Annotated in this window: 9 protein-coding genes; 6 read left to right on the top strand and 3 right to left on the bottom strand. The window is 52.2% G+C overall.

Annotated features, from left to right (window positions below; all coding sequences use genetic code 11):
- The first annotated feature begins 96 nt into the window (after positions 1 to 96).
- Complete coding sequence (locus tag BN2684_RS21975) at positions 97 to 1,575, top strand: amino acid permease (RefSeq protein WP_058304681.1); 1,479 nt, start codon at positions 97 to 99, stop codon at positions 1,573 to 1,575.
- A 216-nt stretch (positions 1,576 to 1,791) separates the two neighbouring features.
- Positions 1,792 to 2,283 carry a C40 family peptidase gene (locus tag BN2684_RS21970; protein WP_058304217.1) on the top strand — a complete coding sequence of 164 codons (492 nt, stop codon included), beginning with the start codon at positions 1,792 to 1,794 and terminating at the stop codon, positions 2,281 to 2,283.
- Between the two features lie 159 nt (positions 2,284 to 2,442).
- Here BN2684_RS21970 and helD read toward each other — a convergent pair whose 3' ends face one another.
- A complete protein-coding gene (gene helD, locus BN2684_RS21965; RefSeq protein WP_058304216.1) occupies positions 2,443 to 4,818 on the bottom strand; it encodes an RNA polymerase recycling motor HelD in 2,376 nt (791 codons plus the stop codon).
- Between the two features lie 319 nt (positions 4,819 to 5,137).
- Positions 5,138 to 6,694, bottom strand: coding sequence for an ABC-F family ATP-binding cassette domain-containing protein (locus BN2684_RS21960; RefSeq protein ID WP_058304215.1), 1,557 nt, complete (start codon positions 6,692 to 6,694; stop codon positions 5,138 to 5,140).
- Positions 6,695 to 6,902: 208 nt separating this feature from the next.
- Here BN2684_RS21960 and BN2684_RS21955 point away from each other — a divergent pair, with 208 nt between their 5' ends.
- The 4 genes from BN2684_RS21955 (at position 6,903) to BN2684_RS21940 (ending at position 13,120) form a co-directional block, all read left to right on the top strand.
- The gene (locus tag BN2684_RS21955; RefSeq protein ID WP_058304214.1) at positions 6,903 to 7,811 is read left to right on the top strand and encodes a GNAT family N-acetyltransferase; all 909 of its coding nucleotides are present in this window, start codon (positions 6,903 to 6,905) and stop codon (positions 7,809 to 7,811) included.
- Positions 7,812 to 7,829: 18 nt separating this feature from the next.
- Positions 7,830 to 10,955 carry a GNAT family N-acetyltransferase gene (locus tag BN2684_RS21950; protein WP_058304213.1) on the top strand — a complete coding sequence of 1,042 codons (3,126 nt, stop codon included), beginning with the start codon at positions 7,830 to 7,832 and terminating at the stop codon, positions 10,953 to 10,955.
- Between the two features lie 48 nt (positions 10,956 to 11,003).
- Complete coding sequence (locus tag BN2684_RS21945) at positions 11,004 to 11,879, top strand: amidohydrolase family protein (protein WP_058304212.1); 876 nt, start codon at positions 11,004 to 11,006, stop codon at positions 11,877 to 11,879.
- A 161-nt stretch (positions 11,880 to 12,040) separates the two neighbouring features.
- A complete protein-coding gene (locus BN2684_RS21940) occupies positions 12,041 to 13,120 on the top strand; it encodes a hypothetical protein (RefSeq protein ID WP_058304211.1) in 1,080 nt (359 codons plus the stop codon).
- On the opposite strand, the gene BN2684_RS21935 is transcribed toward BN2684_RS21940, so the two are convergent.
- Positions 13,117 to 13,965: a carbon-nitrogen family hydrolase gene (locus BN2684_RS21935; RefSeq protein ID WP_058304210.1), complete on the bottom strand. Its 849-nt coding sequence runs from the start codon at positions 13,963 to 13,965 to the stop codon at positions 13,117 to 13,119. The two genes, BN2684_RS21940 and BN2684_RS21935, sit on opposite strands and share 4 nt — an antisense overlap.
- Positions 13,966 to 13,988 lie beyond the last annotated feature (23 nt).

Genomic DNA, 13,988 nt, shown 5'->3' with positions numbered 1-13,988 from the left:
TGTGTTCCGCACATTCCTTCCTGACGTTGGCGCGGTCGTAACAAGGGGACCAAACCACAAAAAGGAGTGTTCGAGCAAGTGAGAAATCCCAAAGAAATGGAAGCGCATGCACCTACGCAGGTGAATCCGGACAAGGCTGGGCAGTACGATCAGAATCAGCTGCGCCGCGGCCTCAAATCTCGACACATGACGATGATCTCGCTAGGGGGAGCCATCGGCACGGGGCTGTTCCTGGCCAGCGGAGGGGCGATCCATTCGGCTGGCCCCGGAGGAGCGCTGCTCGCATACGGCGTCATTGGCATTATGGTCTATTTCCTCGTGACCAGTCTTGGCGAAATGGCTACCTATATGCCGGTGTCCGGTGCATTCAGCACCTATGCGGACCGGTTTGTCGATCCGGCCTTCGGGTTTGCCATCGGCTGGAATTACTGGTACAACTGGGCGATTACGATCGCAGCTGAGCTGTCCGCTGCAACGCTAATCATGAAGTTTTGGTTGCCGGACAGTTCTTCGTTCATCTGGAGCGCCTTGTTCCTCGTGCTGATGATCGGGCTCAATCTGTTATCGGTCAAAGGGTATGGCGAGTCCGAGTATTGGTTTGCTACCATCAAGATCGTCACGGTTATCGTCTTTATCATCGTCGGTATTCTGATGATCTTCGGAATCCTTGGCGGAGAAGCAGTCGGCTTCACCAACTTCACCAGGGGCGACGCACCGTTTCACGGCGGCTTTCTGGCTGCTCTCGGAGTCTTTATGGCTGCCGGATTCTCGTTCCAGGGGACGGAGCTGGTCGGCATCGCAGCAGGCGAAAGCGAGAACCCGCGCAAGAGCATTCCTCGTGCCATTCGTTCCGTCTTCTGGCGTATCCTGTTGTTTTATATTTTGGCCATCTTCATCATCGGCATGCTCATTCCCTACACCAATGAGAATCTTGCCAGTGATGCCGTTCAGATGAGCCCGTTCACCATTCTGTTCGAGAAGGCGGGGCTCGCATTTGCAGCGTCAGTCATGAACGCCATCATCTTGACCTCCGTCCTATCGGCGGGGAACTCCGGCATGTATGCTTCGACGCGGATGCTCTGGGTTCTGGCCAAGGAAGGCAAAGCGCCTCGGTTTCTCACGAAGCTGAACAGGGGCGGGGTTCCGGTCTATGCGCTTCTCGTTACCGCAGCCTTCGGCCTGCTCGCGTTTCTCGCATCCTTCTTCGGGGACGGTGTTGTTTATTTGTGGCTGCTCAACGCTTCCGGCATGACGGGCTTTATCGCATGGCTCGGCATCGCCATCAGCCATTACCGCTTCCGCAAGGCTTATCTCGCTCAAGGGAAATCGCTCGCCGACCTTCCCTATAAAGCGAAATGGTACCCGTTCGGTCCTTTGTTCGCGTTCGCGCTCTGCCTCGTGGTCATCATTGGCCAAAGCCTGTCCGCATTCTCGGACGGAGCCGTGGATTGGCAGCTGCTGGTCGCCTCTTACATTGGAATTCCGGTCTTCCTGGCCTTCTGGCTCGGATACAAATGGACGAAGAAGACAAAGGTGGTTAAGCTGGAAAACTGCAATTTCGATGTAGAAGCTTGATTTCGCCTTCATAAACCGAGCTTGTACCCAAAAAAGCACCTCTTCAACCTTCCAGAATCATTTCCCATGGATAATCGTGGGCGGGTGAAACCCTTTGCGTGGACAGGCTTTCATCCGGTTTTCAAGCTTTCCTGCCTTTCGGTGGCAAGGATTCCCGGTTCCTTTCGCCCGGAATCCCTGTTAGTCTGATGCCAGACACCGAGAGGAGAGATGAACATGAAACAGATGAAGAAGTTCACCGCACTGTTGCTTGCCGCCGTCCTCACCTTCGGGGCTGCTACGATGATTGCCGCACCCAAGGCGGAGGCTGCTACGGCATCCTCGACTGCAAGCAAGGTCATTTCCATTGCCAAATCCTATCAAGGCAAGGTTCAATATGAATATGGCGTTCGCAACGAAAGCAAATTGATCTTCGACTGCTCGTCCTTCACGCAGTTTGTATACAAGAAGGCAGGAATCAAACTTCCTTGGGGCGCGAATATGCAAACCAAGTATGGAACGAAGATCACCAAAATCTCCAATTTGAAGCCGGGAGATCTCGTTCACTTCAGCGTGAGCACACCGGGCAAGATCGGTCATGTCGGAATCTACATCGGCAACGGCAAGTTCATTCACAACCTCAGCCCGAAATATGATGTGGTCATCAGCGACATGTCGAGCGGCAACTGGAAAAATCGGTTCATCCAAGGGACTCGCGTTATAAAATAATATTTACGGATAACGAATAGGAAACACCTTCAACCTAGCGTATGTCTGTATGTCACCAAATCCAAAGTCGCTCTTATCGATACGAATCAAAGAATCATCCTTAAAACAAGCGTTCCTCCTTCTGGACTGCCGAAGGAGGAACGCTTGTTTACGATATCGTTACCTTTGCTGCTCGACCGTGAACGTCTCGGAATCTGCGTCACGCAAGAATGGATTTAACGGTCCAGGACTGTAGAGGGTCAAATGATGCATCGCTCTCGTGCAAGCGGTGTAAAACAGCTTTCGTTCGCTTTCAGAGGAATAGGCGGCTTCCGAAGCATCATAGATCAGCACAGCGTCGAACTCCACGCCTTTTGCCAGATAGGAGGGAATCACCGATAGCCCCTTCGAGAAGGATTGGCTGTCCTTCGAGATCAGACGGACCGGCAAAGCATCCTTCAATTCCTCATATGCGCTTCGGCTCTCGGCTGCAGTTCGACAGAGGATAGCGACAGTTTCATACCCTTGCTCCTGAAGCGCTTGGGTATCTTTAACGATTCGATCCCGTCGGCTGTTTCCGTCCGCAAGCCGGACGACCAAGGGCTTCTCCCCATAGCGCCGGAAGGGAACGATCTCTTCATTACCGTCCAGCATGCTGCGGGTAAACTCGACGATCTCCCAGGTGGAGCGGTAGCTCTGAGTTAAATGAATCGTCTCGGTCTTATCCGGTCCAAAAAGCTGCAAAAGCGGAGTTCGTCCCGATAGGGTTGTGGAATGGGTGAAGATGGCTTGATTAAAGTCGCCGAGCACCGTCATTCTCGCCCGCGGGAACAGTCGTTTCAGAAATTCAAATTGGAAAGCCGAATAATCCTGCGCTTCGTCGATCACGACATGACGGATTTGCGTATTCGTCTGGAAGCCCTTCACAAGCTCGGTGAGATAGAGAAGAGGAGTGGCATCCTCATGCGGGAGCCGCTTCGCATTCAATCGTTCTACGGTAATCCGGCAAATTTCCGGCCACGCGTTCGGCAGCGCATGACCATTCGTCAAGCCGACCATCTTCGCGGGATCTCGGAACAGCTCCAGATAGAGCGAATGAAGATCGATGAACTCCAACTGCTGCACAGAACGACGCAAAGGAGCAAAATGATCCTTGACGATCATCCTGCGAAGAATATCTTCTTCCTGTAGGCTGTCCTCGAAGGAAGGATCCTTCTCCTTCAGCCTCTTGCGGAATTGGACATAAGCTTGCTGGTACCGGTCCCGATCCTGATAATCAAGCTCATCCGTAACCCAGTCTTCGGAACGTTCGGCTTTCTCCAACTCCTTCAACCGTTCCAGCAGCGACTGCCGGGTTAGATCCATCCGGTTTGACACCTGAATGGATTTATCCAGGCGGTAGAAGCAATCGCGGATTTCAGAGGCGTCGATGTAGACGCGTCCGTTCTGCTCCAGGCTGTGAAAGAAGAGGCCAGATCTGCCGGATTGGAGCACATGATTGCGAATGGCATCCAAATAGGCTTCCGATGCCTTGAAGCGGATTCCTTCGAGGCGGGCTTCATAAGTGGAGTCATCCGTTTGTCCCAGTACATATTCCATCTGATCGTAAGGATCTTCCACCTGATATTCCGGCTGGAGCGAATGATCCAAGTATTCTTGAAAAGTAGTCTGCAGCATGTTTTCTTCTCCGAGCTCTGGAAGTACGGAGGCCACATAGCTGTTGAACATCGGGTTCGGGGAGAAGAGGATGATCTGGTCCGCCTTTAAATAGCTCCGGTGCCGGTAGAGAAGATAAGCCACCCGCTGAAGTGCGGCAGAGGTTTTCCCGCTGCCGGCCGCTCCTTGAACGATGAGCATCGGGCTGGTCAGGTTGCGGATGATGCGGTTTTGCTCCTTCTGGATGGTCGCGACGATGCTCTTCATCTGCGAATCCGCGCCGCGGCTGAGCGCCTGCTGCAGCAGCTCGTCTCCGATGGTTACGCCGGTATCGAACATCATCTCAAGCTGTCCGTTTCGGATGACATACTGGCGCTTCATATCCATCGTTCCAGTGATCGTCATCACGGGAGTCTCATAGCTGGCAGGGCCGGGTGAATGATCATAATAAAGACTGGCAACCGGCGTCCGCCAATCGTAGACGTAGAAGGCTCCCGTCTCTTCATTCTGGAACGTGGCGAGTCCGATATAGAACGGCTCCGAGTCGCTTTCCCCGGTCTCGGTAAAGTCGATTCGGCCAAAATAGGGAGAAGGGAGGAGACGGATCATTTTCTTTAACCGATCCGCTTGATTGCGGTGGCCGATTTCCCGCTCCGTAAGCACCTCCGCCTGCTGACGCATGGAAGCGTACGTTTCGATGACATCATCGGCCGTGCCGAGGTCGATGGAAACCCCGTCCCAGAAATGCTTTCGAATATCGACGACTTGCTCGCGAAGGCTTCCCACGATCGGTTCCAGATGCTCAATTTCCTGCTGAAGCAGCGTTTCCACTTTCGCTATCCGCGTAGTTTCTGTCTCCCAATCCGCATTCGTTACCGATTCGTGTTGGTTGTCAGACATTTCGACTCACCCTTTCCTCAATCTGATCGCATTCCTTGCTTCTAAAAATAAGGATTGACAACGGCGCGTACACACTGGTATAATAAATGACAGATACGAAGTGTGTATCTCTTTTTCTGTTTATACAGACAATGGCTGATTTAGTGTAGCATGTTTTGATTTGGAATGCAATCCACCGCTTAAATCGGGCGGAAGGAGTGCTTTTTTTATTTGTGTAATTATCTAACGATACGGTTTGACAAGAGAGCATGCAAAAGGAGCCGCCCGGCCATCACGCAATGTGAAGGCAAGGCGGCTCTTGTTCTGTTAGCAGATCGAATTAAAATACCTTCGTGGTCCACGATTCGCAGTTCCAAACGTCGGTTGCGATCTCGCGGTAAAACTCTGGTTCGTGGCTGATCAGCAGAACGCTGCCCTTGTAGGCTTTAAGCGCGCGCATCAGCTCCTCCTTGGCATCGACGTCCAGGTGGTTCGTCGGTTCGTCAAGGACGAGAAGGTTCGTTTCGTTATTGAGCAGCTTGCAGAGGCGCACCTTGGCTTTTTCGCCGCCGCTCAGCACCTCGATCTTGCTCTCGATATGCTTGGTCGTTAATCCGCATTTGGCAAGGGCTGCGCGAACTTCAAACTGGTTGAGGGAGGGAAACTCGTTCCAGACTTCCTCAATGCAGGTGTTGGAGTTAGCAGTCTTCACTTCCTGCTCGAAATAGCCGATATGCAGATAATCCCCCAGCTCTACAGTACCGGAGAGAGCGTGGATTTCGCCCAGGATGCTGCGAAGCAATGTCGTTTTACCGATACCATTCGCCCCGGTTAAGGCGATTTTCTGTCCGCGTTCCATGAGGAGGGTGAGCGGGCGGGAAAGCGGTTCGTTGTAGCCGATGACGAGATCCTTGGTTTCAAAGATCGTCCGACCGGATGTCCGTGATTCCTTGAACTGAAAGACCGGCTTCGGCTTTTCCTTGGCCAGCTCGATAATATCCATGCTGTCGAGCTTTTTCTGACGAGACATGGCCATGTTGCGGGTCGATACCCGCGCTTTGTTGCGGGCAACGAAGTCCTTCAGGTCGGAGATTTCCTGTTGCTGGCGCTTGAAGGCGGATTCGAGCTGCATTTTCTTCGCCTCATGCTGTTGCTCGAAGGTATCATAGTCGCCTACGTAGCGGTTGAGCTCCTGATTCTCCATGTGGTAGATCAAGTTGATGACACTGTTTAGGAACGGAACATCATGAGAAATGAGGATAAAGGCGTTCTCATAGTCCTGCAAATAGCGCTTTAGCCATTCGATATGCTGCTCGTCCAAATAGTTCGTCGGTTCGTCCAACAGGAGGATGTCCGGCTTCTCGAGAAGCAGCTTTGCGAGCAAAATCTTCGTCCGCTGACCGCCGCTCAAGTCATGGACGTCCCGGTCAAGGCCAATTTCGTCCAACCCGAGTCCGCGTGCCACTTCCTCAACCTTGGCGTCGATGACATAGAAATCATGATTCGTCAGCGTATCCTGGATCGTGCCGACTTCCTCCAGCATGCGGTCGAGTTCATCCGGAGAAGCAGAGCCCATATCGGTGTATAGCTGATTCATCTTGGCTTCCAGCTCAAACAGGTAGGAAAAGGCCAGGCGCAGCGCATCGCGGATGGACTGTCCTTTTTGCAGAACGGCATGCTGATCGAGATAACCGACCCTCACGTTCTTGGACCATTCCACTTTGCCCGCATCCGGCTCCAGCTTACCGGTGATAATGTTCATGAAAGTCGACTTGCCTTCGCCGTTTGCGCCGACCAGTCCGATGTGCTCGCCCTTAAGCAAGCGGAACGATACGTCATTGAAGATGGCCCGGTCGCCAAACCCGTGGCTGATATTTTTTACGGTGAGAATGCTCATGGTCTTCGATTCAAGCTCCCTGTCATGGTATAGTCCTTCTGATTATAAGCGGAGAACCGGGGGAAACTCAATGCTGCACTTACTAAAATTGTTGCAAAGAGATGGGAGATAATCCGTTTATACAAAGTTCCCCTTTGATCCTGTCGTAGAATAGCGTATCGTTAGGGGAGAAAATATGAAATGGTAGGATAAGACAGGAGGGATCCGTTTGACGGAATCGACGAGTGCTCATTCTCCAATCGGCCAATGGATGTTGCCGCAGGAAATGAGCGCCGATATGAAGATTGAAATCCATGAGCTTGCACATGTATGCAATCAATACGAAGGCATTAGCCTCAAGCTGCACATAAGCATGTTGGAAAATCGCAAGCCGGGAGAGCGGCGAGATTTTCTATGGCGGGATTCAGAAGGAACGCTTGTCGGTTATTTGGGGCTTAACAGCTTCGAAACGGATTCAGCGGAGGTAGTCGCTATGGTGCATCCGGATCAGCGGCGTCAAGGGATCATGACTGAGCTGTTCAAAACCGCAAAAGTAGAAGCGGCCGCTCAGGGGATGAGCAAGCTGATCTTGATCTGCCCAGAGAACTCTGCTTCCGGACAGGCTTACATAAATTCGCTTGAAATCCAACGCAGCTTCTCCGAATATGTGATGAAATGGTCCGAGTCGGATGACTTGGGAAAGCAGGCGGATAAAAGCGGGATCTCTCTTCGCTTTTGTGGAGCGACTGAGCGAGAATTGATTATAACGCTTGATATGGGCGGGTACGACATGCCTCGGGAAGATGCGGAGCTGTATGTGGATCAAGTGCTTGAGAACAGTCCGGAAGACCGAATTTACGCCGCATTTCAAGAAGACGGGCAGCCCATTGGGAAAATCTGCATCCAATTGAAAGAAGGAGCCGCGTTTATCTTTGGCTTCTCCGTGCTGCCGGAATGGCGCGGCCAAGGCTTCGGACGAAATATCCTTCGGGAATCGATCCAGCTTGTTCGTTCCGAGGGTTGTACGTCCATCCGACTGGAAGTGGAATGTGAGAATCGGAATGCGCTCGGGTTGTACCACTCCTGCGGATTCCGAGAGACGGCGGTTCAAGATTATTTCAATTATGGTATTTCATAAAAGGAGTTGTTACATAGAATGTTAACCCAAGAAAAGACGGACTCGGTCCGTATTGTCGAGTATGATCATTCGTATGCGCGAGCGGTTGCGGACATGTGGAACCGCAGCAACGAAAGCTGGGGAGGAGGCAACAGCCAACGAACCGAGGACAGCGTGCGCAGTGATATGGAAAACTCGACTAATCTCCATGTGTTTCTCGCCATTGACGGGGAAGAGGTTGTGGGCTTCTGCAGCTTTTCCCATTACAAATCGGATGAAGGCGCGCTCTATGTTCCACTGCTCAACGTTCGTCCCGATTATCACGGGCGGAAGGTGGGTCGGAACCTTATACTGAATGCCGTTCGCAAGACCGTGGAGATGGGCTGGCCGCGGCTGGACTTGTTTACTTGGGCAGGCAATACCAAAGCGGTTCCGATGTATAAGAAATGCGGCTTTTTCTGGGAAAAGAAAGACAATTCCGTGCACCTCATGAACTTCATTCCGACCGTCCTGCAGACGGAAGCTCTTGCCGCGTATTTCAAGAAAGTGGATTGGTATGCGGACAGCACACGCAAGCTTGTAATTGAACCGGATGGCCGCCGGGTAAGAGGATTTGACTTCTTTGAATACACCTGGCAAAAGAATGGACTTTCTCTTAGAGCCGAGTTCGAGAAAACCGGCCGCGGGCTGACTGGGCTGACAACGCCGGAGTACGAAATATCGACTGAGGTCGAAGATCATGATCTGGTGTTCGGCGGCCGCTACAAGGTCCTCTACCGGATTGCCAATAAATCAGCTGCGCCCTTGGCGATTGAGATGAAGGGAAGGGATGACAAAAACATCCGGTTCGCTTCCAGCTGTACAATCACGGTTGCGCCAGGTGCAGTTGAAACGATTGAAGGCGAGTTTGCTCTGGATCCCATTGAGGAAGAACAAAATGATTGGAAAACCCATCCGGTGGTCATGAGTGAATGGTTGATCGACGGACTGCGGGCCGAATTCAGGCTGGGCGTCGCTCCGAAATTCCCCGCGAAGATTACGATGACCCTGCCGAACCGAGAGCTGTTTCCCGGAGTGCCGGCCGAGCTTTACCTGAATATCGAAAACAACTTCCGGGAGGAAGCCGAGTTTGCATTTGGATTGCCGGCAGACGATGCGGTAGAATGGGAGAAGCCGGGCGTATCCATCCGCGTGCCCGCCAAAGGGAAAGCTTCCGTTCCGGTCCCTTTCATCTTGAAGCGGTATGGCCTGTTCACTCACGAGGTGGATGTTCAAGCGAAACCTGTCAGCCAAGCGGAAGTAACCTTTAAACGCAAGCTGCATGTGCTGATCAAAGGCTTGAACGGGCTTTTCGGAGGGGATGCAGGCGAGCATTGGTCGGCGGTGAACGGTCCTCTTGCGCTTCACTTAACGAAGCAAAACAACGATCTCTGGATCGATTATCCCCACTTCAACCATAGTGCCTGGTGGATGTACCCCAAGCTTGGCAAGCCGTTCTCAGCCGAGTTTTCGAAGAAGCAAGCGGAAGACGTGAAGATTCATGAAGAGTCGAACAGCTTGACGATGGAGATTCTATTCGAATCGGAGGATTTCCCCGGCTATCAGATCAAGTCGGTGGCGAAGCTGCTCGGAAGCGGCTTGGTTGAGCATTATTACGAGGTCTGCAATACCGGGGATGAAGAAGCGGAAGAAAGCTTGACTCTTCTGAATAACTTCGGCTTTTTCGGAGAGCATTTCATTTTGCCGTATCGCGGCCGCTATGTGGACATGATGGATGAATATTCCGGCAGTTCGGACCATTGGGATGCAGGTGAGCTAACGGAAAATTGGATGTTCTGCAAAGGCGATCACTATTCCTACGGCATCTGTTGGGATGCCTCACTGCCGCTCGTGAAGACCGAATGGTTCAATGGGCTTGAGATCCCTCTCGGGAAGATCGGAGCAAAAGCCTCCGTACGCACTTCATCGACTTTCATCGCCATTGGCACCTTCGGGCATTGGTGGGATTTCCGCTGCTTTGCTCAGAAACGCCGGGATCCGATTATTCCGGTACTGGATCGCCCTCTCGACCTCGTCGTGAACGGTGGGAATCCTTTCGGAAGCGGAGAAGTAACAGTCGAATTGATCGAACGGAAGAATGTCGAGATGGCCGGCACCTATTCACTCTCTCTGGTTAGCGGGGACGGTCAAGAACGGGAAGCCGCACGAGTCGAATTGCCTCAAGCAGACGTGCACACGGGCAGGCTCATCTTGAAGCCGGAAGTGTTCGCATCGAGCGGTAAGGAATCAAAGATTCAAGCGGAATATCAGGGAGAAGATTGGACCCAGCGGCGGACCGCGCTCTTCTTCCAGACCGGCGATGAGCCCGTCGATTGCAGCATGGAGGAAACCTCGGCTGGTACAACTTACTCGGTATCCAACGGTGTACTGTCGATCGCGGCAACGCCGGCATTCGGGAATGTGGTACACTCCTTGAAACAGAATGGAGTGGAGTGGCTGGACAGCTCCTTCCCCGAACCCTGCCCAAGGTCCTGGTGGAATCCATGGCATGGGGGACTTGGTTTGGAAGTACCCGGTATCAACGGCTTCTCCCTGCAGGAAGAGCCGAGAAGCGCCTCCTGGGCCAAGCTCACGGACGATTTCGGCAATGAATGGACAGGACTTCGCCTGACTACCCGCATCGAGAAGCATGAAGGGAATCGGGGAATCACCGTCGATCAATACCAGCTGATGCTCCCCGGAGCTCCTGTCTTGTGCACACTCTATTCTGTCACCAATGGAACCGGGCTGTATCATCCGAATTTCATGTTGATTAGCCGCAACTTCTTCCGCCCTTCGCCGGAATTCTCCGAAGGATGGATGGAGATTCCGGGCGAGAATCGGTTCCACATGGGCCAAGTCGAAGCCGAGATCACCCTCGAAGGCTTGCTGCGCATCGGAGCGGTGAACCGGAGCGGCCTGCTTCACGCGGTTCATCATCATCAGCAAAGAGCCTGGGCCTATTTGAATAACAAAGTACTGAATCATGTCCTCCATCACGGCATGGAGCTTCCCGGCGGCCAAACTCGCTGGAGTCAGCCTTCATTCCTGGTGATGGGAGAGCAAGAGCTGCATCAGGAAGAAGTACAAAGCCTGTTGAGGGTTACTTTTAACGGGGTTAAATAAAAGAATTCATGCCATCAATTAACGGCATGAACAAAAGGAGGGGACGACTTGTCCATCATTGATATTCACATCCACCTGTCGGACATTGAAAGCTTCCGCCGAACTGCTATCGATTTGTCTAGTGTTGACTACACGGCGGCAGGCTTGAAGGCGGAATTTGACAAGAACGGAGTCGTCCTCGGCATTGGCATGGGGGTGACGGAGCAGACGAAGGGAGCCTTTCCCGATTCGTCCTCGCCCAATCCGATGGGACTTGATTTGGAGCCGAGTGTTCCTCCCTTTCTCATGGAATGTGTGGGAATCAATCCGAACCGTCTCACTGGAGAGCATGCGCTGGAGGAACTGGATAAGATCGAAGCGCGCCTACAAGCTCCCGAAGTGGCCGGGATCAAGCTGTACGCCGGTTATTATCATCATTTTGTCTACGACAAAATCTATGGCCCGATCTATGAGCTTGCGGAGAGGTACCGGGTTCCCGTCGTCATTCATACCGGTGATACCTATTCCATGAACGGACTCTTGAAGTACTCTCATCCGCTTACCGTGGATGAACTGGCTCTGCAGCAGCGCGGAGTTAACTTCATGATCTGCCATCTTGGAGATCCTTGGGTGATGGATGCTGCGGAGGTGGTGGCAAAGAATCCGAACGTCTATGCGGATTTGTCCGGTCTCGTGGTCGGAGATGCCGCCCATTTCGAGCGCTTTATGAACGAGCCGCTGTTTATGGATCATTTCCGTCGAGCGCTCGTCTACTCGGATCATTACGAGAAGATGCTGTTCGGAACCGACTGGCCGCTCGCACCTATCGGACTTTACGCGGAATTCGTCCGACGTCTTGTTCCTGACCGTTTCCATGAGGCTGTATTCTACCGCAATGCCTTCGATGTATTTCCCCGCATCAAGCAGAGAATTGCAGTTCTTTAATGTCGGATTTTATCAAAACGGAACCTGCTTTAGCACGGATGATGTCGTGCGAAGTCGGTTCCGTTTTTTGTATAAATATGGGATTGACGGATACACATGCCAAAGATTATGGTAAAGATATACGTGAAAAGGAGCACATGAGAGCTGGGGAGGGATGATCGATGAAAACCCGCTGGTTGAGCGGAAAAATGATCTTCGGCAGTATAGTCCTTTGCAGTATCCTAACGGGTTGTTGGAGCGCCGGCAATGAAAGAGCAAGTTCCTCCTCCGAAGCGATGACAGCCAACGAGACAACCCCTCCCGAATCGGATGTTCAGTTACCCGCGAGCAGTGAACCGATAGCCTCACCAGTGCCAAGCACAGGGGAAGTGTCCGCCAAAGCGAATACGCTAAAGAAGCTCCTGGAGGAGCACAAGATTGATCTATCCCGCTACAAGATTGATCCTGAGGTGTTCTCAGCTTACATAGACGATCAATTTAGCGGAGATCCTAATGAATTTCTCATGGTACTCATCAAATTGTACGGCAATGACTTTCCGCTCATTCTTCAGGAGTTTGATCAATGGGCGGCAGAACGCATTCTCGTGCAGGCATTGGGAGACAAGGGGTTTGACGTCGCTTCAGCGGAGATCGATCCGACGGACTTGCTCGGCTATATTGCTGAATATCAGGATGGGGATCTGAATCAATTTTGGGAATGGTATCAGGAAATAGTCGTTGAAGACATCGACAAAGTTGCCTTTTTGAAGGATATGGTTGCGCAGTATGCCTATGAAACTAGAGAAAAGCTTGCAACCACAACCATGATGGCCTATTTAAACGAGTTGGGGTTCGACGTCGCCAAAGTAGGACTGGACTCGTTTGATGTAAGGAACTTTATTGAAAATTACTTTAAAGGAAACCCCGATACCTTCCTTGCTTATCTTAAGCAGAACTACCAGCTCAATTTCACTCGCTTTAGCGAGGACTTTCAAACCAATCGCCTCGCGCTCCAATCCCAATTGAGCCCATCCGGATCAGGTCAAGGCAATAGCTCTGACATGTTTGTGGATCAGCCTAACCCCTATCCGAATAACCCGTTTGACGCAGCGATTACGGGCACGGACATCACGGGGTCCATTCCACCACTGGCGCAAAGACCATATGACAGTTATGAGGCCCAATATTTACATGATCGATTTATGATGGAGGTCATTGAGGATAACTTCAAAATGCAATACGGTCTTCGTATTACGGATTAAGATTTGGTATAGCAATCGGGACGGCGATCTTTGAAGACGGGAATGCGTGAGCGGGCTTCCTTAACCCGATTCAGATCGATGATCGCCGTAAGCACCTCTTCATCCAGCCCGGCTTCGGCGATCACTTCGCCCCATGGATCAATGATGAGCGAATGCCCGGCGAATCGGTTGTCTGGGTCTATTCCGGCCCGATTGCAGGCGATCACGTAGCATTGGTTCTCAATGGCCCGCGCGATCAACAATGCACGCCAATGCTCCAAGCGGACGTCAGGCCATTCTGCAGCAACGAACAGCACCTCAGCGCCTGCAAGCACGTGCGCCCGGATCCATTCGGGAAACCGGATGTCGTAACAGATGACGCCCGCGCTGACGATGCCGTCCAACTGGAACAGTCCTTTATGGCTTCCCGGCTTCAGATAGCTGGGCTCGTTCATGAGCCCGAAGAGATGCAGCTTATCATAATGACCCAATAATCGCCCATCACGATCAATGAACGGCATGGAGTTGTAGATTCCATTCGCCGTTAGCCGAGCATAGGAGCCGCCAATCACGGTGGTCTGATAGGTCCGAGCAAGTGAGCTTAAGAAAGCAATCGTTTGGTCGCCCTCCGGGTCCGCTATGACAGACAAACGGGGCAGATCATAACCGGTCGTCCACAGCTCTGGCAGCAGGAAGAGGGAAGCGCAAGATTCTCCGGTTTCACGATCCAAAGAGGAGTTTCCATTTCCGCGCTCACAGGCATTTGCTGCTGCGGCCAATCGGATCATTTCTTCCGCTTTCGCGTAATTCGCTTCGGGTTGACCGAAGGCAATCGTCATCTGGATGCAGGATACCTTCCACTTCATAGGAGAACCTCCTTGTTGATGAG

The organism is Gorillibacterium timonense (genome assembly GCF_001457415.1).
Classification (GTDB): domain Bacteria; phylum Bacillota; class Bacilli; order Paenibacillales; family NBRC-103111; genus Gorillibacterium; species Gorillibacterium timonense.
The sequence above is the reverse complement of the archived record's forward strand: the minus strand, read 5'-3'. Positions and strand labels throughout refer to the sequence as shown.

Excerpts from the sequence above, each read along its gene's own strand:
- BN2684_RS21940 (WP_058304211.1), top strand. The coding sequence starts at position 12,041 with ATGAAAACCCGCTGGTTGAGCGGAAAAATGATCTTCGGCAGTATAGTC.
- BN2684_RS21970 (WP_058304217.1), top strand. The coding sequence starts at position 1,792 with ATGAAACAGATGAAGAAGTTCACCGCACTGTTGCTTGCCGCCGTCCTC.
- BN2684_RS21950 (WP_058304213.1), top strand. The coding sequence starts at position 7,830 with ATGTTAACCCAAGAAAAGACGGACTCGGTCCGTATTGTCGAGTATGAT.
- helD (WP_058304216.1), bottom strand. The coding sequence starts at position 4,818 with ATGTCTGACAACCAACACGAATCGGTAACGAATGCGGATTGGGAGACA.
- BN2684_RS21960 (WP_058304215.1), bottom strand. The coding sequence starts at position 6,694 with ATGAGCATTCTCACCGTAAAAAATATCAGCCACGGGTTTGGCGACCGG.
- BN2684_RS21975 (WP_058304681.1), top strand. The coding sequence starts at position 97 with ATGGAAGCGCATGCACCTACGCAGGTGAATCCGGACAAGGCTGGGCAG.
- BN2684_RS21935 (WP_058304210.1), bottom strand. The coding sequence starts at position 13,965 with ATGAAGTGGAAGGTATCCTGCATCCAGATGACGATTGCCTTCGGTCAA.